The organism is Ochrobactrum sp. C6C9 (genome assembly GCF_022627935.1).
Lineage (GTDB): Bacteria > Pseudomonadota > Alphaproteobacteria > Rhizobiales > Rhizobiaceae > Brucella > Brucella teleogrylli.
Genome location: NZ_JABXGB010000001.1, coordinates 260416 through 281953 on the forward strand (window position 1 = coordinate 260416; position 21538 = coordinate 281953).

Sequence of the window (21538 nt, forward strand, 5' to 3'; positions counted from 1 at the left end):
GAGAAACATGATGGCAGCAAGCCGTTGGAAGCATGCTTTGAAAACTGCTCTGGGGCTTGTCGTCATTCTTGCTGTTTCTCCTGCCGTCGCAGCGCCCTCCAAGGCGCAGGTCGAAAGCCAGTATCGCAACTGGATCGAGCAAGATCTCTGGCCTGAGGCCAAGGCGGCGGGTGTTTCGCGCGCTACCTTCGATCAGGCCTTTGCCGGTGTGGCCATCAATTGGAAATTGCCGGATCTGGTCATCCCCGGTGAAAAGCCATCGACGCCCAAAGAGCAGAAACAGGCTGAGTTCGGCGCGCCGGGCAAGTATTTCAATGCCAAGACCATGGCCTCGGTCACAAGCGGTGGTCAGGCGCGTTACAGCCAGTATTCCAGTCTTCTGGAACGCATCGAGCAGAAATACGGCGTTCCGGGCCCGATCATTGTTGCGATATGGGGCCGTGAATCGGGCTTCGGCACGGTCAAGATTCCCTATAATGTGTTTGAAGTTCTGGGCACGAAGGCCTTTATGGCGACGCGCAAGGACATGTTCCGCAAGGAACTGATCGCGGCGCTCGAAATTGCGTCCAAAGGCTATATCGACGAAAGCGCCATGAAAAGCTCATGGGCTGGCGCGCTTGGCCAGCCGCAATTCATGCCAACCTCCTATCTCAAGCACGCGGTCGATTTCGACGGCGATGGCAAGCGCGACATCTGGAATTCTGTGCCGGATACGCTGGCTTCCATCGCCAATTATCTGAAGCTGCATGGCTGGCAGAAGGGGCGTGACTGGGGTTTCGAGGTCAATGTCCCGCAGAGCATGTCCTGCTCGCTGGAAGGCCCGGATCAGGGCAAGCCGATTGCCGAGTGGGCCAGGCTTGGCATCACTCGCGTCAATGGCAAGGCTTTTCCAGCCAGCGAAATGAAGGGCGAAGGCTTTCTGCTCATGCCTGCCGGTCGTTTTGGCCCCGCCTTCATCGTGAGCCCGAATTTCTACGTGCTCAAGGACTATAATATGAGCGATCTCTATGCGCTCTTCATCGGCCATGTCGGCGACCGCATTGCTTATGGTGCAGGCGATTTCCAGCGGCCGTGGGGCAATGTCGGCACGATGTATCGCTCGGATATCGGCGCCATGCAGAAGCGCTTTCAGGCGCAGGGCTATGATGTCGGCAAGCCGGACGGATTGCCGGGCTTCAAGACACGCCGCTCCATCGGCATGTGGCAGGCAAAGAACGGCTTGGCTTCGACTTGTTTTCCGCAGCCTGAACTGCTGCGTCAGATCCGCTGATTGGTATCGGCAAGAAGCCCATCTGCAAAGGCTTGAAGCGCTTTTGTTCTGTAGCGGTCATTGTGCAATAGCATAAGAAACTGGCGTTGCGGCAGGATGAAGTTTGCTTTGACGAGCGTTCCTGCGGCAAGATGCGGGGCAGCGACCAGTTCCGATATGGCGGTGACGTAATCGCCGGAGCGCACGGCTGAACAAATGGCCTCGTTGGAGGGCAGTTCCAGCGCCACGTTCAATCGTGCGGGATTATAGCCGCTGGCCCGCATGGCATCTTCAAAGACGCTGCGCGTTCCAGATCCCTGTTCGCGCAATATCCATTTTCCTTCAAATAGCTGGTCCCACGAGAGGCGTCCCGCGCTATTCCATGTGTGGTCAGGGCGCGTGACCAGAATAAGCTGATCCGTCGCCACCTTGCTGATGGAAAGCGCCGGCACCTGCACGGAGCCTTCGACGAGGCCGATATCGGCTGCGCCTTCCTGCGTTGCCGCAGTCACGCTTTCCGTATTTCCCACGGTCAGCCGCACTTCGACAAGCGGAAAGATGCTGTGAAACTGTGCCAGAAAGGGCGGCAACCAATAGCTTGCGATGGTCTGACTGGCATGGATGGAGAGAATGCCACGCTTGCCGCCACCGAATTCAGACAGCATACGTTCGGCAGAACGTGCGCGCGCCAGCGTTGCACGTGCTTCATCCAGAAACAGTCGTCCGTCTCCGGAGAGTTCGATACGACGCCCGATGCGGTTGAATAATGTTGCACCATAGCGCTCTTCGAGGGTGCGGATTGCCGAGCTGACGGCCGAGGGCGTCAGATGTAGAGCCTCGGAGGCGCGGGTCAAATGTTCCCGCTCCGCCACTTCAATGAAAATACGCAGTTGTTCCAGGGTCATAGCGTCATTCGTTCGATTATATCGAATGAAATATGCCATATAATGAAATGGATTGAACAGAGGAAATAAGGCATCAGATCGGAATGAAATTCTCATTCGATACGAAATGCCGATAATGACATACTCAAAAATCCAGAAAATTCTGCCCGGACTTGCGCTCAGCGTTGGCATAGCCGCAATGGCGATCGGTCTCGAGAAGATCGAAGTGCATTATGCGGGCAGAGCATGGCTGGAAGCGCTGGTGATTGCCATTCTGCTTGGCACGGCGGTGCGGACTTTCCTGCGTCCGGGCAAGCAATTCAGCAAGGGCATCAGCTTCTCGGCAAAGATGATTCTGGAAATCGCCGTGGTGCTTCTCGGCGCTTCGATCAGTGTCAGCGCAGTGATCGCGGCAGGTTCGGGCCTTATTCTCGGCATCGCCTGCGTGGTCCTTCTGGCGATTGGATTGAGCTACGGTATCGGGCGGCTGCTCAAGCTGCCGCATCGCATGGCGGTGCTGGTGGCTTGCGGCAACTCGATTTGCGGTAACTCGGCCATAGCGGCAACGGCTCCGGTCATCGGGGCCGAAAGCGAAGATGTTGCCGCCTCCATCGCTTTTACGGCGATCCTCGGCGTGGTTGTCGTGCTGTGCCTGCCATTGCTGGTGCCGCTTCTCGGCCTGTCGCACACGCAATATGGCGTGCTGGCGGGGCTGACGGTCTATGCTGTGCCGCAGGTGCTGGCTGCGACAGCTCCGGTCGCCGCCATCAGTGTGCAGTTGGGCACGCTGGTGAAGCTGGTGCGCGTGCTGATGCTCGGTCCGGTCATTCTGGCGCTGGCGGTTCTTGCCGGTAATAAAAACGCGCATGCAAAGCCGGGCTTTTTCCAACTGGTGCCGTGGTTCATCATTGGCTTTCTTGGAATGATGGCGCTGCACTCGCTGCATCTCATTCCGGAAGCGCTTCTTCCGGGTATTCAATATGCCTCGACGCTCCTGACCATCATTTCAATGGCGGCGCTTGGTCTTGGTGTCGATGTGCGCTCGGTCGCACAGGCTGGCGGGCGGGTAACGCTGACGGCGGTTCTCTCGCTGCTGGCGCTCGGTATCATCAGTCTGGGGCTGATTCATATGCTCGGTGTCGTGTGACGGAAGCAGCCCCGCCTCGATGCGAGGACAGGGCTGTTTCCTGATCTCAGGACAAATGTTCAATCAGAACTTATAAGCGACGCCGAGACGAACTTCGTTTGTCGACAGCTTGCCACTGCCACCAACGCTGGTATTATCAAAATTGAAGTTGTGCTTGTTGAAATCGGTGTAACGATATTCAACGCGGGTGACGATATTGTCGGTCACAGCGTAATCAATACCGCCTCCGATGGTCCAGCCGGCCTGTGTTTTCGATTCCGACAAAAGCTTCTCGCCTAGAACATGCAGCTTGTCTTCGATATTGCCGAACGCCACGCCGCCAGCGATATAAGGCAGGAAACGGTCAACGGCGTAACCCACGCGCGCGCGGGCTGCCCCAGACCAACGCAATTGCGTTTTGCCTGATGCGAGATCTCCGACAGATTCGGTCTTGCCAACCGCTGTGCCAGTGAAATCGCCATCAACGCCCAAGATAACATTTGTCCCGGTATCAATATTATACCCGGCATAAATACCGCCGAGGAAACCGTCCAGTTTTCCTTTGGAGTTATAGGACGGTCCGACCGTGTATTTGGTATTTGCCCATCCGTAGCCGACCTGCCCGCCGATATAAGCGCCGCCCCAGTTGAAGGGAGTGGCAATCGGGACTGCTGGTGCAACAGGTGCCTCGGGAACAATGACGTCTGCGGCATAGGCATTCGTGGCCATCAGAGCCAAAATGCCAGACGCGATCATGGAAAATCTTGCACCCAATATATTTCTCCTAAATATAACAAAGCAAATGTAAGTAACATCCGCAAATAAAACGAATATAGAGAGGAGTCAAATTAATTTTAGAACTAATTAAAATACAAAAATTGCGTATTATTATGAAAAACCAAAAGAAAAAGCCCGCTATAAAGCGGGCTTTTCCGTGTTTGCAAGAAGAGGGAAAAGATTAGTTCTTTTCCTGCTTCTTCAGAGCGGCACCGAGGATGTCGCCGAGCGAAGCGCCGGAGTCGGTCGAACCGTACTGAGCGACAGCTTCCTTTTCTTCGGCGATTTCGAGCGCCTTGATCGAGACCTGCAGCTTGCGGGTCTTCTTGTCGAAAGCGATGACGCGCGCGTCAACCTTCTGACCGACCGTGAAGCGTTCCGGACGCTGTTCTTCGCGATCACGCGAAAGATCCGAACGGCGGATGAAGCTGTCGAGGTCGTGATCGACCAGACGAACTTCGAGGCCACCATCGGTAACAGCGGTCACTTCGCAGGTTACAACGGCGTTCTTGCGCAGTTCGCCCGAAGCTGCTGCTTCACCGACCTTGTCGCCGGAAAGCTGCTTGATGCCAAGCGAGATGCGTTCCTTGTCGATGTCGACGTCGAGAACGACAGCCTTGACCACTTCGCCCTTGTTGTACTCTTCGATAACCTGTTCGCCTGGACGGTTCCAGTCGAGATCGGAGAGGTGAACCATGCCGTCAACGTCGCCGTCGAGACCAATGAACAGGCCGAATTCGGTCTTGTTCTTGACTTCGCCTTCAACAACGGTGCCGGTCGGGTACTTCTGAGCGAACGTCGTCCACGGATTGTCGAGGGTCTGCTTGAGGCCGAGAGAGATGCGGCGCTTGACCGGATCAACTTCGAGCACAACGACTTCGACTTCCTGGGTGGTGGAGAGAATCTTGCCCGGATGGACATTCTTCTTGGTCCACGACATTTCGGAAACGTGGATCAGGCCTTCGATGCCCGGCTCGATTTCCACGAATGCACCGTAGTCAGTGATGTTCGTGACGGTGCCGGTGATCTTTTTGCCGATCGGGTACTTCGCGCCGATACCATCCCAAGGATCGCTCTCGAGCTGCTTCATGCCGAGCGAGATACGATGGGTTTCCTGGTTGATGCGGATGATCTGCACCTTGACCGTCTGGCCGATGGTGAGGATTTCCGACGGATGGTTGACGCGGCGCCATGCCATGTCGGTGACGTGCAGGAGACCGTCGATGCCGCCGAGGTCAACGAACGCACCGTAATCGGTGATGTTCTTGACGACGCCTTCAACGACCTGACCTTCTTCAAGGTTCTGGACGATTTCCGAACGCTGTTCCGCACGGCTCTCTTCAAGAACGGTACGACGCGAGACAACGATGTTGCCGCGACGCTTGTCCATCTTGAGGATTTCGAACGGCTGCGGGACGTGCATGAGCGGGGTGACGTCGCGGATCGGACGGATGTCGACCTGCGAACGCGGCAGGAAGGCAACAGCGCCGTCGAGGTCGACGGTGAAACCACCCTTGACCTGATTGAAGATCACACCGTCGACGCGCTCGCCATTGGCGAACTTCTGCTCGAGCTTGACCCAGCTTTCTTCACGACGTGCTTTTTCGCGCGAGAGAACAGCTTCGCCGAGAGCGTTTTCGATACGCTCGACGTAAACTTCAACTTCATCGCCCGGCTTCAGCGTGCCGTCTTTGCCCTTTGCGCCGAATTCCTTCAGCGGTACGCGGCCTTCGACCTTCAGACCGGCGTCGATGATCGCCATGTCCTTTTCGATGGCGACGATGCGGCCCTTGACGACATAGCCTTCAGCAAGATCGTTTTGCGCGAAGGATTCTGCCAGCAGGGACTCGAAATCTGCGCGGGAGGGGTTGGATTGAGACATATATACTCCTGATGCATCCGGAAAATTCATCGGATGCGGCGCCGGGGGTTCGTGTTGTACACTGTCCGACCTCGGCTCCGTCTTTGCAGACAACCGGCGCGTGGAACGCGAAGTCAGACTATTTGTTATTCGAGCAGCCTATATAGGGCCGACCGGGCATTTTTCCAGCATTTCCGGGGCAAATTCAGGCCAAAGAGCCTTAAAATGCTGGTCCGTTATGCCTTATGACGCGCGAGAGCCTCATCGATGAGGTTTTTCGCCGCCAGAAATGCCGCTTCTATACTCATTTCGCTCGTATCAAGCAAGTGCGCGTCTTCGGCAGGGCGCAAAGGAGAATCAGTGCGGTTGGTGTCGCGCTCGTCGCGCTTCTTCAGATCGGCGAGAATTTCCCCAAGGTCGGCAGCGCCGCCCTTTGAAACAATCTCGTCGTAACGCCGCTCGGCGCGTACTTCCGGCGAAGCGGTGACGAACAGCTTTATCTCCGCCTTGGGGCAGACCACCGTGCCGATATCGCGACCATCGAGGACGCTGGCCGGAAGGGCCGCCGCAAAATGGCGCTGGGCTTCGACAAGCGCACGCCGCACGGCTGGCATGACCGCAACCTTGGATGCGGCCTCGCCGATATCATGGGCGGAGAGCACGGTCTTGTCCATTTCGCGTAAGTCGAGATGGCGGGCCGCATCGGCTGCCAGCAGCTCATCATCAAGCGGCAGGTTCTTGTCGAGAAGCGCCTTGGCGACTGCGCGATAGGTCAGCCCGGTATCGAGATGCGGTATGCCGTAATGCGTGGCGATGCGCCGGGCAAGGGTTCCCTTGCCCGAGGCTGCCGGTCCATCGATGGCGACGATGAATGGCTTCATTCGGCTTCGCTCGGCTCGATCTTCGCGCCCATTCCGGTCATGAGGTCCATGAATTCCGGGAAGGAGGTTGCGATCATCGTGCTGTCGTCAACGGTCACAGGCTTTTCAGAGGCAAGGCCCATGACAAGGAAGCTCATCGCGATACGGTGATCGAGATGGGTGGCGACGACACCGCCGCCGATGCCCTTGCCGTCGGGACGACCGCGAACGGTGAGCGACATCTCGCCTTCCGTGCAATCGACGCCGTTGACTTCGAGGCCGCGGGCAACCGCTGCCAGACGATCCGATTCCTTGACGCGCAGCTCATCAAGCCCGTCCATGATCGTTTCGCCTTCCGCGAAAGTCGCAGCGATGGCCAGCACCGGATATTCGTCGATCATCGAAGGCGCACGCTCCGGCGGAACGGTGACGCCCTTGAGCTTCGACGATTTCACGCGCAGATCGGCGACATCTTCACCGCCAGCGAGACGTTCATTAAGGACTTCAATATCAGCGCCCATTTCCTGCAAGGTGAGGATCAGGCCCGTGCGGGTCGGATTCATCAAAACATTGCGGATCGTGATATCCGAACCTTCGACCAGCAACGCTGCAACCAGCGGGAAAGCCGTTGAGGATGGGTCGCCCGGAACATCGATGGTCTGGCCGATCAGCTTGCCCTGTCCGGTGATGCGGATATGGCGCACGCCATCCTTGTCGGTCTCGACGGTGAGATCAGCGCCAAAACCCTGCAGCATCTTTTCGGTATGGTCGCGGGTCATGACCGGCTCGATGACGGTCGTGACGCCCGGCGTGTTGAGACCGGCCAGCAGCACTGCCGACTTCACCTGCGCGGAAGCCATTGGCACGCGATAGGTGATCGGATTGGCGACGCTCGGTCCAACGAGGGTCAGCGGCATGCGGTCGCCATCGGTTGACTTCACCTGCACGCCCATCTGGCGCAGCGGGTCAAGCACGCGGCCCATCGGCCGGCGCGAAAGGGACGCATCACCGATAAAGGCTGTGGTCATGTCATAGGTGCCGACGAGGCCCATGGTCAGGCGCGCTCCCGTGCCGGCATTGCCGAAATCGAGCGGTGCTTCGGGTTCAAGCAGGCAGCCATTGCCGACGCCATGGATGATCCAGGTATCGCCATCCTTTTCGATCTTGGCGCCCATGGCCTGCATGGCGCGACCGGTATTGATGACGTCTTCACCTTCAAGCAGGCCGGTAATACGGGTCTCGCCCGATGCCAGGCCGCCGAACATGAAGGAACGGTGAGAAATGGACTTGTCGCCCGGAATGCGAATTTCGCCGGCCAGTGCCTCCGAGCGGCGGGCGACTGCAGGTTTCGGGGAAGCGGAATGGGACATGGATTTTTCACTGTCGCATTTTTGGCGCGATCGCGCGCCGGGATTGAGAGATAAGCGGGGCTTCACTAGCATAGTAATACCATGCGGTCATCCGCGAATACGCCATCGATGGTCTGCCGGACACGCCTATAATAAAGAGTCTTGGCTATTCGGCGTCTTTCGCTTTGACAAACCCGCTAAATTGCGTTTATGCACCGAACAACAAAGGCAAAGACGCGGCACCCTCCGCTGTTCCTGCTGTGGACCGGTCTTTCGGTATATTGCGGGCATATGGGTGGTCTGACAGGATCAGCCGGCGCGTTTTTGAAATGAATTTATGCCCCCGGATGAAAAGTGGCCCCCGCCACAGGCGTAACGGGAATAAAACTCACGAGGCTCAACGTGGCAAAAGCTGAACTTGGTACCAAGCGCATCGACCCGGAAACGGGCAAGAAGTTTTACGATCTGAATCGCGATCCGATCGTTTCGCCTTACACCGGCATCGCCTATCCGCGGTCCTATTTCGACGCGAATGCAGAAGCGCGCGTCGTTGAAGAAGAAGCCGAAGAGGAAGAACTGGATACGGCACTGGAAAAGCCGGATTTCGTTTCTCTTGAAGACGCCGACGATGAAGCGAAGGGTGGCGGCGACGATCTGCCGGATCTGGACGACGACGATGTCGATCTGGGCGACGACGATGACGACACCTTCCTCGAAGAGGAAGAAGACGAGGACGACGATATGTCGGGCATCCTCGGTGGTGGCGTCGGTGGCGACGACGAAGAAGGCTGATCCCGCAGAATCAGCTTGATTTCCCAGTGTTTACGACAGGGCAGCCCACGGGCTGCCCTTTCTTTTTCGGCCTGCGCAGAGGCAGCTTTCCACAGCCTCCGGCGGCAGAAGCGGACAATCGGCAAATTATTTTCGCAGATGTGAAAAGAGTTGCGATTTAGCTCTTGATCTTCTGGCAAACGCCATTTAATAAGCCGCCACACCGGACAGCAAGTTCTGTCTGGCCCACCTCGAAAGAGGTCTGATGGGGCCATAGCTCAGCTGGGAGAGCGCCTGCATGGCATGCAGGAGGTCAGCGGTTCGATCCCGCTTGGCTCCACCATTCACTTTGTGAATTGAATTTCCCTTTGATTTTCGATGTCTTGGCATGACGCCACATTCGCTCGCGTGCCACAAACGCGTACCACGGTACTGACCAAGTTCATACCTGCATCTGTCTGATTCGCTCCATTCATTACGATTCAGGCTCTAAGCGCAAAATCTGCGAAAGACGAATATGTAGCAATATACTGCTGTATATTGTTGCGTAAGCTTCTGCTAATTATTGCAACTAGAGCATTTCCAGCAAAAGTGCGTAGCGTCTACGCGGGGAAATCAGTCGACTGGACTGGTGTCTGATCCCGCTTCGATGCCTATAAACAAATGGATAGAGCGGTCCCACGATTCCGTTTCAACCGCAACTGCTCTAGAATATACAAAGCATATTTTGTTGGAACCAGTTCTGTATAATTCTTTTTTTATTAAAATATCTTGAATAGAACCCTCTAAGTACGGCTGATAATCGCTTGAAATATCTTCATGTTATTAATTTTGAAGCATACTATATTATTATAATTAAAAAGGATAGTTTATGAAAATTCCCTCTAAATTATTTACTTTCGCTTCGATCGTATTTTCATTTATCGCTATGCATGAGAATGCTTACGCTAATGATTACAAAAAATGTCCGGACAATACAACCAAGGTGCATATTAAGGCGATTTCCTATGAAGCACCTAATTATTACCCAACATTTTCGATAGAAGAGGATAATAGAAATACGTGGCTAACTTTGTCGAAAAAATCTGGATTAAACACAGAATATGGTCGCGCTATTTATGCTCTTTTGCTTGCAGCTAAATCTGGTTATTATCCTGTAAATTTATTTTGCGATAATAGTACTGGTGATGTAAATAAAATCGATATGGATCCAAAGTAATATATTTTTATTATTTGTTAAATATATTGGAAATAATTTCTGATATTATTTTATATTTATATAATTTATTGAGTAATCATATGTATATAAAGAAGGCTATCCTTGGTTCTCTTATAGTCGTTCTCGTTACTTTTCCGATGAGGGCCAATGCAGTTGATCCTCCTCTCAAAGGTGCATTTTCATTAGCGCGTCAATTAAGGGCGGTCGCCCCCTTTCTTTCGTTGTCCCGATACACGCTTGATCTGACGAGGAATACAGCGACTCGTCAAGGCTCTCCGCAAGAGTTTCCCATTGAGGCAAGTCGCCACCATATTATTCCTCAAGAACGTCTTCGAGCTTTTTTTGCAACCGTAGTGGCGCACCCAGGCCATTTACGGAGGTTGCATACAGCCTGGGTTAATTTCAGGACTATGGCGCGGAGTACGTTTGGTCGGATGGCTGCGGATTCTCTTGATCGCAGGCGAACGGCTACTTGTCCTGCAATAACGTATGCTGAAGTTGCACAGGCTATGGATCTTGCGGATGGTTTTGCGAGTGGTCGAGTGGTGCCTGGAGGAACGATTGAGCCAGAGGGCTTAGATGCGTTCAGCGACTATTTTTTGTGGGCTCCGGGAAACTTGTTTGAGGGGCCATCAGGCATGAATAGAGTGGATGATCCCGCGCACGCGCCGCGAAATGATCCTCGATATCAAAACGAGAATGAAGGTTTTGAAATTTATGCAGAATACATTGTAGGACGTGATAGATTTCAGTATCTCAGTCGACTTAATCGCAATATGTATAATTATATTCAAGATCCATCAGGAAATGAAGGGCTGCTTCGACAAATATCTGCTGATCTTACGCATCTTTACAGAGAAAGCAGTACAAATTATCGCATAACACCTTTAGATCCTGATCAGTGGGAGAGAGTTGGCGTTTTAGGAGGGCGACTTTATCAAATAAGGAGACACACACGACAGAAGAGGAGTGCTTCTTTAGTGGAAGACCAGATACAGAATCCGATTGTCACGGATAGTTCCACTAAGTGTTTATCCCGTATTGTGCCACATGACATCTCAACTTCTGTGCTATCGATGCTTCTTCTCGAATAATCGTTAACTGCTCGGATGGTTCATCCTGTTTAATTTCAAGGCTCATCGCGGAAGCCAGAAGACGGTGATTGCTGAGAGCCTGTTCCAAAAAACGTCCTATATATGCGAAAATGGCAATTTGAGATTTGCTTTCGCATAATCTGAACCGAAAAGTCTGCAGCTTTTTGGGATTATGCGAGGCTTCCGGTGCTCACGTGCCATGAATACGCTTCGCTCTGGTATTCGAGAATCACCATTTTCGCACACATGCCGCTTTTTGATTCAGGCTCTGAGAGCCCGACGTTCGATTTTTGTCGAATTTCTTGTCCGCAAGATCATTTCACACTCGACTTTATCGCGGAAGCATATACTGACATCCCTGTGCATATTGTTTAAGATGTCTTGTAATGAAACGGCTTCCTGACTTCGACGGTCTCCGGTTTGTATTGTGTCTCGGGATCGCATTCTTCCATTATTCTTTTCGGATTTCCGTGAAGAACGATGCACTGTCTGATCTTATATCAACATTTGCTTATTTTACCGATGTCTTTTTTATAGTCTCCGGTCTCTTTCTGGCGCGGCGCGCAAACTATATCTGGGACCCGCGCCACTACGCTGCTTTTATGGGCAAGCGCCTTGCGCGAATCTATCCGCTGCATCTGGTGACCTTTTTCTGTTTCGCGCTCATATCGGTGCTGACGGCCAAGGGGTTTTTACACCCCGCTGTGCTGCCGAACATGAATGTGTGGGACGGTGTGGCCCAATTGTTCCTCGTGCAAAGCTGGGGATTCGGCGAAAGCCTGTCCTATAATTACGTCAGCTGGTCGCTCAGCGCGCTGTTCCTGATGTATCTGTGTTTCCCGCTCTTCGACTGGTTCTGCAAACGGCTGGGCAGCGGTGTGCTGGTTGTGGTCGCCATTGCCTTGCTGGGCGGCGAATATCTGGCGCGCTCGGTCGGCACAGCATCGCTGACGCGGATACAATTTGCCGATATCGGCGTGTTTCGCGCGCTGCCGTCGTTTCTGTTCGGCATGTGGCTGGCGCGGCGAAAGCATACCGATCTGCCGAAACCGCTGATTATGCTCGCTCTCGCCGGCTGTTTGGTGGTGTTTCTGTTTTATCATCCACAAAGCGCGATGGATGGCGTTCAAACATTGGAAGGGCCCTGGCGGCTCGTCTTCCTCTATTTTTGCACCTATATTCTCTATGCCGCGAGCATGCAGAACATCTACACGCCGTTGCGATGGAACGGCTTCGTGAAATTGTCGCGTTACAGTTTCGGAATTTTCATTCTTCACCCTCTGGTCGGCCAGTTTTTCTTCAAGATCGCCTTCGCGATACTTCCGGCAGAAGCCGCGCAGAGTGGCTTCAGCGCGCTTCTGCTGATTTCCGGCTGCACGTTGATCAGTGTGCTTGTCGCCATTGCTGCATGGCATCTGTTTGAAAATCCGATCCACCGCTGGGCGGTGCGCCGCATCGACTTGTGTATGGACAGACAGGGTGAAAGCGCACCGATGATGCGCCGACGCGACGCATGACCCGGAAAAGCATGGACGTACCGGAAAGTCTCTTTTAGAAACCTCTGGCGGCGCAGCCCGTAACTGGTGTCTGCTGCGCCCGTGTCATGGAGGAATGATGAGCACCGAGCCCGTTTCCACGCAGTTTTCGCACGACCATCCGCTGTGGCAGCCCGATGCGCAACGCATCGCAGCCAGCGCGCTGGAACAATTCCGCATTCGCGCCGAACAGCGCACCGGCCTCAGCCTGTCGGATTATGCGGCGCTGCATCGCTGGTCGGTGGAAGATCGCGCGGGCTTCTGGACGCTCATCTGGGATTTCTGCGAGGTCATTGGCGAGCGCGGTGCAACCGCCCTTGTCGACAAGGGACACATGCGCGAGGCGAAATTCTTTCCCGAAGCGCGGCTTAATTTCGCGGAAAATCTCCTGCGCCAGCAGGGCCATGACGACGCCATCGTCTTCCGTGGCGAGGACAAGGTGGAGCGTCGCCTGAGCTGGAACGATCTCCACGCGCTTGTCTCGAAACTCCAGCAATTCATGCTGGCCGAAGGCGTAGAGCCGGGCGACCGCATCGCGGGCATGATGCCCAATATGCCGGAGGCCGTTGCGCTGATGCTGGCCGCCAGCTCCATCGGCGCCGTCTGGTCGTCGTGCTCGCCGGATTTCGGCGTGCAGGGTGTGCTCGACCGCTTCGGCCAGATCGAACCGAAGCTGTTCTTTGCCTGCGATGGCTATTGGTACAATGGCAAGCGCATCGAGGTGGCCGACAAGGTGGCGCAGGTCACGGCACAGCTGCCGGGATTGCGTCGGTCGGTGATCGTGTCCTATCTGGGCGAAGCGGAAGCCGTCGCGCAGAAGGCCGAGAAGGGCGTTGCGCTTGATGAAGCGCTGAGCGCCTTTGCCGCAAAGCCTGTCGAATTCACACGCCTGCCTTTCGATCATCCGGTCTATATTCTGTTTTCCTCCGGCACGACCGGCATTCCAAAATGCATCGTCCATCGCGCCGGTGGGGTGCTGTTGCAGCATCTGAAAGAGCAGCGCCTCCATGCAGATATCCGCGAAGGCGACAAGTTCTTCTATTTCACCACTTGCGGCTGGATGATGTGGAACTGGCTGGCGTCGGGCATCGGTTCCGGGGCCACCTTGCTGCTCTATGACGGCTCACCATTCTATCCCGATGGCAATGTGCTGTTCGATTATGCCGCCGCCGAAGGCATGACCTATTTCGGCACATCGGCAAAGTTTATCGACGCCGTGCTGAAAGCCGGGCTGAAGCCGGGCGAAACGCACGACCTCTCGGCGCTGCGCACTGTTTCGTCCACCGGCTCGCCGTTGTCGCCGGAAGGCTTTGCCTTCGTCTATGATGCCATCAAGCCGGATGTGCATCTTGCGTCCATTTCCGGCGGAACGGATATCGTGTCCTGCTTTGTGCTGGGCGTGCCGACGGAACCCGTCTGGCTGGGCGAAATTCAGGGCGCTGGCCTCGGCATGGCCGTCGATGTCTGGAACGACGACGGCAAGCCGGTGCGCATGCAGAAAGGCGAACTGGTCTGCACGAAGGCGTTTCCATGCATGCCGCTGCAGTTCTGGAACGACCCGGACGGGGCGAAATATCAGGCCGCCTATTTCGAGCGCTTCGATAATATCTGGTGCCATGGTGATTTTGCCGAATGGACCGAACATGACGGCATCGTCATTCATGGACGTTCGGACGCGACGCTGAACCCCGGCGGCGTGCGCATCGGCACGGCGGAAATCTACAATCAGGTCGAGCAGATGCCGGAGATCGCCGAGGCGCTCTGCATCGGTCAGGATTGGGACAAGGATGTGCGGGTTGTGCTGTTCGTGCGGCTTGCTGAAGGCGTGACGCTGGATGACGATCTGAAGGCGCGCATCAAGACTAAGATCCGTACCGGCGCTACGCCGCGCCACGTTCCGGCAAAGATCGTCGCCGTCCGGGATATTCCGCGCACCAAATCGGGCAAGATCGTTGAACTTGCCGTTCGCGATATCGTGCATGGCCGCGACGTGAAAAACCGTGAGGCGCTGGCCAATCCGGAAGCGCTGGAGCTTTATCGCGACATTGCGGAGCTTCAAGCGGACTGATCGAGAGCATTTCCAGCAAAAGTGTGAAGCAGTTTTGCGTTCGGAAATGCGAAAAAAAGTCTAAACCGGCGACGAAGGTCGCCGGTTTTCGCGCAACAAAATTTCTTTATCCGGTAATAAATAGCCACAGAACGCCGCGCAAAGCCATTGCCTATTTGACCGCCACGGGACACTCTGACCAGACATAGCCGTCTTGAAAAAGATGGATACCGGGCAGAACTTGTGGAGGACGAGTATGTTTGCTTCGGGCATGAATTTCGGTCTTGGCGAGGAGATCGAAGCCCTTCGTGAGACCGTGCGCCGTTTCGCGGAAAGCCGCATTGCGCCGCTTGCCGCTGAAACCGACCGTAATAACGCATTTCCCATGCATCTGTGGCGTGAACTGGGTGAGCTGGGTGTGCTGGGCATCACGGCGCCGGAAGAGTATGGCGGCGCGGGTCTCGGCTATCTCGCCCATTGCGTGGCCATGGAAGAGATCAGCCGCGCCTCGGCCTCGATTGGCCTCAGCTATGGCGCGCATTCCAATCTCTGCGTCAACCAGATCAAGCGCAACGGCTCAAGCGAGCAGCGCGCCAAATATCTGCCAAAGCTCATTTCCGGTGAACATGTCGGCGCGCTCGCCATGTCCGAGCCGGGAGCCGGATCGGACGTGGTTTCGATGAAGCTTCGCGCCGAAAAGCGCGGCGACGCCTATGTGCTGAACGGCAACAAGATGTGGATCACCAACGGCCCGGATGCCGATGTGCTGGTGGTCTACGCCAAGACCGATCCGTCGGCTGGCTCGCGCGGGATGAGTGCCTTTATCGTCGAGAAAAGTTTCAAGGGTTTCTCGACCGCGCAAAAGCTCGACAAGCTTGGCATGCGCGGCTCCAACACCTGCGAGCTGGTGTTCGAAAATTGCGAAGTGCCTGCCGAGAATGTGCTGGGCGAGGTCGGCAAGGGCGTCAACGTGCTGATGTCCGGCCTCGACTATGAGCGTGTGGTGCTCGCGGGCGGCCCGCTTGGCATCATGGCAGCCTGTCTTGATGTCGTCGTGCCCTATGTGCATGAGCGCAAGCAGTTCGATCAGCCGATTGGCGAGTTCCAGCTGATGCAGGGCAAGCTCGCCGACATGTATGTGACCTTCAACGCCTCGCGTGCCTATACCTATGCCGTGGCGGCGGCCTGCGACCGGGGCGAGACGACGCGCAAGGATGCGGCGGGCTGCATTCTCTACACCGCGGAAAATGCGACCCAGATGGCCTTGCAGGCAATCCAGTCGCTGGGCGGCAATGGCTATATCAACGACTATCCGACCGGGCGTCTGCTGCGCGATGCCAAGCTTTACGAAATCGGTGCGGGTACGTCGGAAATCCGGCGTATGCTGATCGGGCGGGAATTGTTTCAGGAGACCCGTTGATGCCGGTTCTGAAATCCGAGATATCGACGCGAAGCACTAGCTATCAGGCTAACCGCAAGGCCATGCTTGAGGCCATCGATATCGTGGCCGAGGCGTCCCGCCTTGCCATCGATGGCGGCGGCGAGAAAGCGCGCGAACGTCATGTCGCACGCGGCAAGCTGCTTCCCCGTGACCGCGTTGCGCAATTGCTTGATCCGGGTTCGCCCTTTCTGGAAGTCGGTCTGACGGCGGGTCACGGCATGTATGGCGGTGCAGCTCCTTCCGGCGGCATCATCACCGGCATTGGGCGCGTATCGGGCCGCGAATGTATGATCGTCTGCAACGATGCAACGGTGAAGGGTGGCACCTATTATCCGGTGACGGTGAAAAAGCATCTGCGCGCGCAGGAGATCGCGGGCGAGAATCGTCTGCCCTGCATCTATCTGGTCGATTCAGGCGGGGCCAACCTGCCCAATCAGGACGAGGTGTTCCCGGATCGCGACCATTTCGGACGCATTTTCTATAATCAGGCGCAGATGTCGGCAGCGGGCATTCCGCAGGTCGCCGTGGTCATGGGGTCATGCACGGCGGGCGGCGCTTATGTGCCTGCCATGAGCGACGAGACGGTGATCGTGCGCAATCAGGGTACGATCTTTCTGGCTGGCCCGCCGCTGGTGAAGGCCGCGACCGGCGAAGTGGTGACGGCGGAAGATCTCGGCGGTGGCGATGTGCATACAAGGCTGTCCGGCGTGGCCGATCATCTGGCCAATGACGATGCCCATGCCTTGCAGATTGCGCGCGCCATCGCGGCCAATCTCAACAGTGAGAAACGCTCCTTCATTGCGAAGGGCGACGGTTCGGCCCCGCTCTATGACCCGGAAGAGCTTCTGGGCGTGGTTTCCGCCGATACGCGCATTCCCTATGATGTGCGCGAGGTGATTGCGCGGCTGGTCGATGGTTCGGATTTCGATGAGTTCAAGGCGCGTTATGGCGCTACGCTGGTTTGTGGCTTTGCCAGCATTTACGGGATGCCGGTGGGCATCATCGCCAATAATGGTGTGCTGTTTTCCGAAGCGGCCACCAAGGGCGCGCATTTCATCGAGCTTTGCTGCCAGCGCAATATTCCGCTGGTGTTTTTGCAGAACATCACCGGCTTCATGGTCGGGCGCAAATATGAGGCGGAAGGCATCGCCAAGCACGGCGCCAAGCTGGTGACGGCGGTGGCGACGGCCAATGTGCCGAAAATCACCATGCTGATCGGTGCATCCTATGGCGCGGGCAATTACGGTATGGCGGGACGGGCCTATTCCCCACGCTTTCTGTGGACCTGGCCGAACAGCCGCATCGCCGTGATGGGTGGCGAGCAGGCGGCGGGCGTGCTGGCGACCGTCAAGCGCGACGGGATCGAACGCACCGGTGGAACATGGTCGGCGGAAGAGGAAGCGGAGTTCAAGCGTCCGACGCTTGAAATGTTCGAGCGCCAGAGCCATCCGCTTTATGCCTCGGCGCGGCTTTGGGATGACGGCATCGTCGATCCGCGCAAGAGCCGCGAAGTGCTGGGCCTTTCGCTTTCCGCAACGCTGAATGCGCCAGTCGAGCCGACGCGTTTTGGCCTGTTCAGAATGTGAGGGGGCGATCAGATGTTCAAAAAGATACTGATTGCCAATCGCGGGGAAATTGCCTGCCGGGTTATCCGTACGGCGCGTCAATTCGGTATCGCCACGGTGGCGATCTATTCGGATGCGGATGCCAATGCGCTGCATGTGGAAATGGCCGATGAGGCCGTTCGCGTCGGTCCAGCGCTTTCGGCGCAGAGCTATCTCAATGTCGAGGCGATTATCAAAGCTGCACTTGAAACCGGCGCGGAGGCAATCCATCCGGGCTATGGCTTTCTCTCGGAGAACGCCGGTTTTGTGGATGCCGTCGAGGCAGCAGGGCTGGTCTTTATCGGTCCCTCGGCAAAAGCCATCCGCGCCATGGGGTTAAAGGATGCCGCCAAGGCGCTGATGGAAAAAGCCGGTGTTCCCGTCGTGCCGGGCTATCACGGCGACAACCAGGACGGCGCTTTCCTCAAAAGCGAGGCGGATCGCATCGGCTATCCGGTGCTGATCAAGGCCCGGGCGGGTGGCGGCGGCAAAGGTATGCGGCGCGTCGATCAGGCGGTGGATTTTGCAGCAGCGCTGGACAGCGCGCGTCGCGAGGCGGAAGCCTCGTTCGGCGACAGCGCCGTGCTGGTGGAAAAATATATGACCAAGCCGCGCCATATCGAGGTGCAGGTCTTCGGCGATAATCACGGCCATGCGGTGCATCTTTTTGAGCGCGATTGCTCGCTGCAACGCCGCCACCAGAAGGTGATCGAGGAAGCGCCTGCACCCGGCATGACGCCGGATATGCGCGCGGTGATGGGCGAAGCTGCGGTGAAGGCCGCTTTGGCCATCGGCTATTCCGGCGCGGGCACGGTGGAGTTCATCGCCGATGTGTCGGAAGGGCTGCGGCCTGACCGGTTCTTCTTCATGGAAATGAACACGCGCTTGCAGGTGGAACATCCGGTGACGGAAGCGATCACCGGTCTCGATCTGGTCGAATGGCAGTTGCGCGTGGCCTCGGGCGAAACCTTGCCGAAGCGGCAGGACGAGCTTGCCATCCACGGCTGGGCCTTTGAAGCGCGGCTCTATGCAGAGGACCCGGCCCGCGACTTCCTGCCTGCGACAGGCAGGCTCGCGCTGTTCGCGCCGCCTGAACATGCGCGTGTCGATTCCGGTGTGCGGACAGGCGATACCATCACGCCGTTCTATGATCCGATGATCGCGAAGATTATCGTCCATGGCCGGGATCGCGAAGAGGCGCTGAACCGGTTGGATACGGCGTTGGGCAAGACCCGCATTGCCGGTCTTGTCACCAATCGGCAGTTCCTGTCTGCGCTTTGCAAGCTGGATGCGTTTCGCACCGGCGATGTCGATACCGGGCTGATTGCCCGCGAGGCAGGGCAATTATTTGCTGACGAGCCGCCATCGGAAATCGCCTTTGCACTGGCGGCATTGGCGGCGCTCGATCTGCTGGATGCGCCGCTGAGCGACGATCCATGGTCGAGCCTGCGCGGATTTCGTCTGTGGGGCGATGCATCGCGCTCGGTGCTGCTCGACCATCAGGGCGAACGCCGGACAATCAGCTTTACGATCAATGATCAACGGCGTTTCAGCTTCGATTTCGGCGCGGTCGAAATCCGCAGTCACGCAAACGGGCTGGTTCGGTTCTCCGTCGATGCTCGTGTGTCGGAAGCGTCTGTCGTTCGCATCGGGCATGATGTGACGGTGCAGTTCGACGGGCGCGACACCATATTTCATCATGTGTTGTCTGCCGGAGCGGAAGATGATGCGTCCACGGAAAGCCGCATTCTTGCACCGATGCCAGGACTCGTGCGGCTCGTATCCGCCGTGGAAGGCACCAGCGTCGCCAAAGGCGATCCGCTGGTGACGATGGAGGCGATGAAGATGGAACTGTCACTGACTGCGCCACGCGACGGCAAGATCACATCCATTACCGTTGTGGCTGGCGATCAGGTCAGTGAAGGCGCATTGCTTGTCGAATTGGAGGATGAACATGGCTGAACACGTCGAAATCGTTGAAATGGCAGCACGTGACGGCCTGCAAAACGAGAAACGTTTTGTGCCGACGGCGGACAAGATCGCGCTGATCGACCGCCTGTCCGGCTGCGGTTATGCCCGCATTGAGGCGACAAGTTTCGTGAGCCCGAAATGGGTGGCGCAGCTGGCCGATGCGGCAGACGTGATGGCGGGCATTCGTCGCGCCGACAGCGTGCGCTATTCTGTGCTCGTGCCGAACATGAAGGGCTATGAGGCGGCGGCTGCGGCCAATGTCGATGAGTGTGCGGTTTTCATTTCCGCCTCGGAGGGTTTTTCCAAAGCCAACATCAACTGCACGATTGCCGAGAGCATCGAACGCCTGTCGCCGGTGATTGGCGCTGCAATCAATGACGGGCTTGCGGTGCGCGGCTATGTCAGTTGCGCCATCGAATGCCCCTATGACGGGCCGACCGCGCCACAGGCCGTTGCCGATGTGACTGAGCAGCTGTTCTCGCTCGGTTGCCATGAGGTGAGCCTTGGCGACACGATTGGGCGCGGTACGCCCGACAAGGTCGCGGCCATGCTGGATGCGGTGCTTGCCATCGCCCCTGCGCACAGCCTTGCGGGCCATTATCACGACACGGGCGGACGTGCGCTCGACAATATTCGCGTCAGTCTGGAAAAGGGCTTGCGGGTGTTCGATGCATCGGTCGGCGGTCTGGGCGGTTGTCCTTTTGCGCCGGGTGCCAAGGGCAATGTCGATACGGTGGCAGTGGCCGAACTTTTGCACGGTTTGGGTTTTGAAACCGGCCTTGATCTGGACAAGCTGCGGTCGGCGGCATTGTTCGCGCAGGCGCTGCGTCAGGATAGAGCCGCATGAACCCTTTCGAGACCATTCAGCTTGCCATTGACGCGCGCAGCGTCGCAACGCTGACGCTGAACCGGCCCGAGCAGCACAATGTGCTGTCCGGCCTGATGATCGATGAACTGACCACTGCGGCGCTGCATCTGGCGGATAATCCGAAGGTGAGGATTGTGGTTCTGACCGGTGCGGGCACGAGCTTTTGCGCGGGCGGCGACCTTGGCTGGATGCAGGCGCAGGTGAATGCCAGCCGTGCGCAGCGGATCGAGGAAGCGCGCAAGCTCGCCTTGATGCTGAAGGCGCTTCGCGATCTGCCAAAACCGCTGATCGCGCGCGTCAATGGACAAGCCTATGGTGGTGGTATCGGCCTCATCAGTGTCTGTGATGCAGCCATCGGCGTGTCCGGCGCGCGCTTCGGCCTGACGGAGACGAAGCTTGGTCTGATACCTGCCACCATCAGCCCCTATGTCGTGGCGCGCATTGGTCAGGCCCATGCACTGCGCACATTTACCTCTGCCCGACTGTTCGACGCGCAGGAGGCAATGCGTATCGGCCTCCTTCATGAGGTGGTCGAGGCTGAGCAGCTGGATGTGGCGGTCGAGGCGGAGATCAAACCGTATTTTTCCACCGCACCGGCGGCGGTTGCGGCGTCGAAACGGCTCGTCCGCGCGCTGGTCGCGCCGATTGACGAAGCCGTCATCGACATGACGCTCACCCGTCTTGCCGACACATGGGAAACACCGGAGGCCGCGGAAGGGATCGCGGCCTTTTTTGCGAAGCAATCACCATCATGGAAGGGAGGGAGTTAGACTTTGGGAGGAGGCCGATTTTCGCTGTCACTGTGGGCACTTGGCCCCTTGCAATCGAAAGCCGGAAATGCATTCTTAGCACATCACGAAAGCGGCTCCCGTTTTGGAGCAG

At 56.8% G+C, this 21538-nt stretch carries 17 protein-coding genes and 1 tRNA gene; 13 read left to right on the forward strand and 5 right to left on the reverse strand.

Features of this window, described 5'->3' with window-relative positions; translation table 11 throughout:
* Nucleotides 1-10: 10 nt before the first annotated feature.
* Nucleotides 11-1270, forward strand: a complete 1260-nt coding sequence (locus HWD97_RS01265; RefSeq protein ID WP_371834616.1) for a lytic murein transglycosylase — start codon at nt 11-13, stop codon at nt 1268-1270.
* On the opposite strand, the gene HWD97_RS01270 is transcribed toward HWD97_RS01265, so the two are convergent.
* Nucleotides 1258-2154, reverse strand: a complete 897-nt coding sequence (locus HWD97_RS01270) for a LysR substrate-binding domain-containing protein (protein WP_371834604.1) — start codon at nt 2152-2154, stop codon at nt 1258-1260. The two genes, HWD97_RS01265 and HWD97_RS01270, sit on opposite strands and share 13 nt — an antisense overlap.
* Before the next feature lie 106 nt (nt 2155-2260).
* On the opposite strand from HWD97_RS01270, the gene HWD97_RS01275 reads away from it, so the two are divergent.
* Complete coding sequence (locus HWD97_RS01275; protein WP_371834605.1) at nt 2261-3280, forward strand: YeiH family protein; 1020 nt, start codon at nt 2261-2263, stop codon at nt 3278-3280.
* A 63-nt stretch (nt 3281-3343) separates the two neighbouring features.
* On the opposite strand, the gene HWD97_RS01280 is transcribed toward HWD97_RS01275, so the two are convergent.
* The 4 genes from HWD97_RS01280 to aroA all read right to left on the reverse strand — a co-directional run bounded on the left by HWD97_RS01280 (nt 3344) and on the right by aroA (nt 8127).
* Entirely contained in the window at nt 3344-4015 is a 672-nt protein-coding gene (locus tag HWD97_RS01280; protein WP_371834617.1) for an outer membrane protein, read from the reverse strand.
* 202 nt (nt 4016-4217) lie between these two features.
* Nucleotides 4218-5918 (reverse strand): 30S ribosomal protein S1, encoded by a 1701-nt coding sequence (gene rpsA / locus HWD97_RS01285; RefSeq protein WP_109368076.1) that lies wholly within the window; start codon nt 5916-5918, stop codon nt 4218-4220.
* Between the two features lie 215 nt (nt 5919-6133).
* The gene (cmk, locus tag HWD97_RS01290; RefSeq protein ID WP_109368077.1) at nt 6134-6778 is read right to left on the reverse strand and encodes a (d)CMP kinase; all 645 of its coding nucleotides are present in this window, start codon (nt 6776-6778) and stop codon (nt 6134-6136) included.
* Nucleotides 6775-8127 carry a 3-phosphoshikimate 1-carboxyvinyltransferase gene (gene aroA, locus HWD97_RS01295; RefSeq protein WP_171316908.1) on the reverse strand — a complete coding sequence of 451 codons (1353 nt, stop codon included), beginning with the start codon at nt 8125-8127 and terminating at the stop codon, nt 6775-6777. The genes cmk and aroA overlap by 4 nt, the downstream gene beginning before the upstream one ends.
* Nucleotides 8128-8508: 381 nt before the next feature.
* On the opposite strand from aroA, the gene HWD97_RS01300 reads away from it, so the two are divergent.
* The 11 genes from HWD97_RS01300 (at nt 8509) to HWD97_RS01350 (ending at nt 21426) form a co-directional block, all read left to right on the forward strand.
* Entirely contained in the window at nt 8509-8898 is a 390-nt protein-coding gene (locus tag HWD97_RS01300; protein WP_371834606.1) for a TIGR02300 family protein, read from the forward strand.
* A gap of 246 nt (nt 8899-9144) precedes the next feature.
* A tRNA-Ala gene (locus HWD97_RS01305) sits at nt 9145-9220 on the forward strand.
* Nucleotides 9221-9748: 528 nt separating this feature from the next.
* The gene (locus tag HWD97_RS01310) at nt 9749-10096 is read left to right on the forward strand and encodes a hypothetical protein (protein WP_371834607.1); all 348 of its coding nucleotides are present in this window, start codon (nt 9749-9751) and stop codon (nt 10094-10096) included.
* Nucleotides 10097-10176: 80 nt separating this feature from the next.
* The gene (locus HWD97_RS01315) at nt 10177-11190 is read left to right on the forward strand and encodes a hypothetical protein (protein WP_371834608.1); all 1014 of its coding nucleotides are present in this window, start codon (nt 10177-10179) and stop codon (nt 11188-11190) included.
* A gap of 386 nt (nt 11191-11576) precedes the next feature.
* Nucleotides 11577-12707: an acyltransferase family protein gene (locus HWD97_RS01320; RefSeq protein ID WP_371834609.1), complete on the forward strand. Its 1131-nt coding sequence runs from the start codon at nt 11577-11579 to the stop codon at nt 12705-12707.
* Nucleotides 12708-12804: 97 nt separating this feature from the next.
* Nucleotides 12805-14793: an acetoacetate--CoA ligase gene (locus tag HWD97_RS01325; RefSeq protein ID WP_371834610.1), complete on the forward strand. Its 1989-nt coding sequence runs from the start codon at nt 12805-12807 to the stop codon at nt 14791-14793.
* Between the two features lie 250 nt (nt 14794-15043).
* Nucleotides 15044-16192 (forward strand): isovaleryl-CoA dehydrogenase, encoded by a 1149-nt coding sequence (locus HWD97_RS01330; RefSeq protein ID WP_171317214.1) that lies wholly within the window; start codon nt 15044-15046, stop codon nt 16190-16192.
* Nucleotides 16192-17799 carry a carboxyl transferase domain-containing protein gene (locus tag HWD97_RS01335; protein ID WP_371834611.1) on the forward strand — a complete coding sequence of 536 codons (1608 nt, stop codon included), beginning with the start codon at nt 16192-16194 and terminating at the stop codon, nt 17797-17799. Before HWD97_RS01330 ends, HWD97_RS01335 begins: the two co-directional genes overlap by 1 nt.
* A gap of 12 nt (nt 17800-17811) precedes the next feature.
* Entirely contained in the window at nt 17812-19779 is a 1968-nt protein-coding gene (locus HWD97_RS01340; protein WP_371834612.1) for an acetyl-CoA carboxylase biotin carboxylase subunit, read from the forward strand.
* Nucleotides 19772-20635 (forward strand): hydroxymethylglutaryl-CoA lyase, encoded by an 864-nt coding sequence (locus tag HWD97_RS01345; protein WP_371834613.1) that lies wholly within the window; start codon nt 19772-19774, stop codon nt 20633-20635. The genes HWD97_RS01340 and HWD97_RS01345 overlap by 8 nt, the downstream gene beginning before the upstream one ends.
* Nucleotides 20632-21426, forward strand: coding sequence for a crotonase/enoyl-CoA hydratase family protein (locus HWD97_RS01350; RefSeq protein ID WP_140024536.1), 795 nt, complete (start codon nt 20632-20634; stop codon nt 21424-21426). Before HWD97_RS01345 ends, HWD97_RS01350 begins: the two co-directional genes overlap by 4 nt.
* Nucleotides 21427-21538: the final 112 nt, after the last annotated feature.

Coding starts and splice junctions, on each gene's coding strand:
- HWD97_RS01265 (WP_371834616.1), top strand. CDS start 11: ATGGCAGCAAGCCGTTGGAAGCATGCTTTGAAAACTGCTCTGGGGCTT.
- HWD97_RS01270 (WP_371834604.1), bottom strand. CDS start 2,154: ATGACCCTGGAACAACTGCGTATTTTCATTGAAGTGGCGGAGCGGGAA.
- HWD97_RS01275 (WP_371834605.1), top strand. CDS start 2,261: ATGCCGATAATGACATACTCAAAAATCCAGAAAATTCTGCCCGGACTT.
- HWD97_RS01280 (WP_371834617.1), bottom strand. CDS start 4,015: ATGATCGCGTCTGGCATTTTGGCTCTGATGGCCACGAATGCCTATGCC.
- rpsA (WP_109368076.1), bottom strand. CDS start 5,918: ATGTCTCAATCCAACCCCTCCCGCGCAGATTTCGAGTCCCTGCTGGCA.
- cmk (WP_109368077.1), bottom strand. CDS start 6,778: ATGAAGCCATTCATCGTCGCCATCGATGGACCGGCAGCCTCGGGCAAG.
- aroA (WP_171316908.1), bottom strand. CDS start 8,127: ATGTCCCATTCCGCTTCCCCGAAACCTGCAGTCGCCCGCCGCTCGGAG.
- HWD97_RS01310 (WP_371834607.1), top strand. CDS start 9,749: ATGAAAATTCCCTCTAAATTATTTACTTTCGCTTCGATCGTATTTTCA.
- HWD97_RS01315 (WP_371834608.1), top strand. CDS start 10,177: ATGTATATAAAGAAGGCTATCCTTGGTTCTCTTATAGTCGTTCTCGTT.
- HWD97_RS01320 (WP_371834609.1), top strand. CDS start 11,577: ATGAAACGGCTTCCTGACTTCGACGGTCTCCGGTTTGTATTGTGTCTC.
- HWD97_RS01325 (WP_371834610.1), top strand. CDS start 12,805: ATGAGCACCGAGCCCGTTTCCACGCAGTTTTCGCACGACCATCCGCTG.
- HWD97_RS01330 (WP_171317214.1), top strand. CDS start 15,044: ATGAATTTCGGTCTTGGCGAGGAGATCGAAGCCCTTCGTGAGACCGTG.
- HWD97_RS01335 (WP_371834611.1), top strand. CDS start 16,192: ATGCCGGTTCTGAAATCCGAGATATCGACGCGAAGCACTAGCTATCAG.
- HWD97_RS01340 (WP_371834612.1), top strand. CDS start 17,812: ATGTTCAAAAAGATACTGATTGCCAATCGCGGGGAAATTGCCTGCCGG.
- HWD97_RS01345 (WP_371834613.1), top strand. CDS start 19,772: ATGGCTGAACACGTCGAAATCGTTGAAATGGCAGCACGTGACGGCCTG.
- HWD97_RS01350 (WP_140024536.1), top strand. CDS start 20,632: ATGAACCCTTTCGAGACCATTCAGCTTGCCATTGACGCGCGCAGCGTC.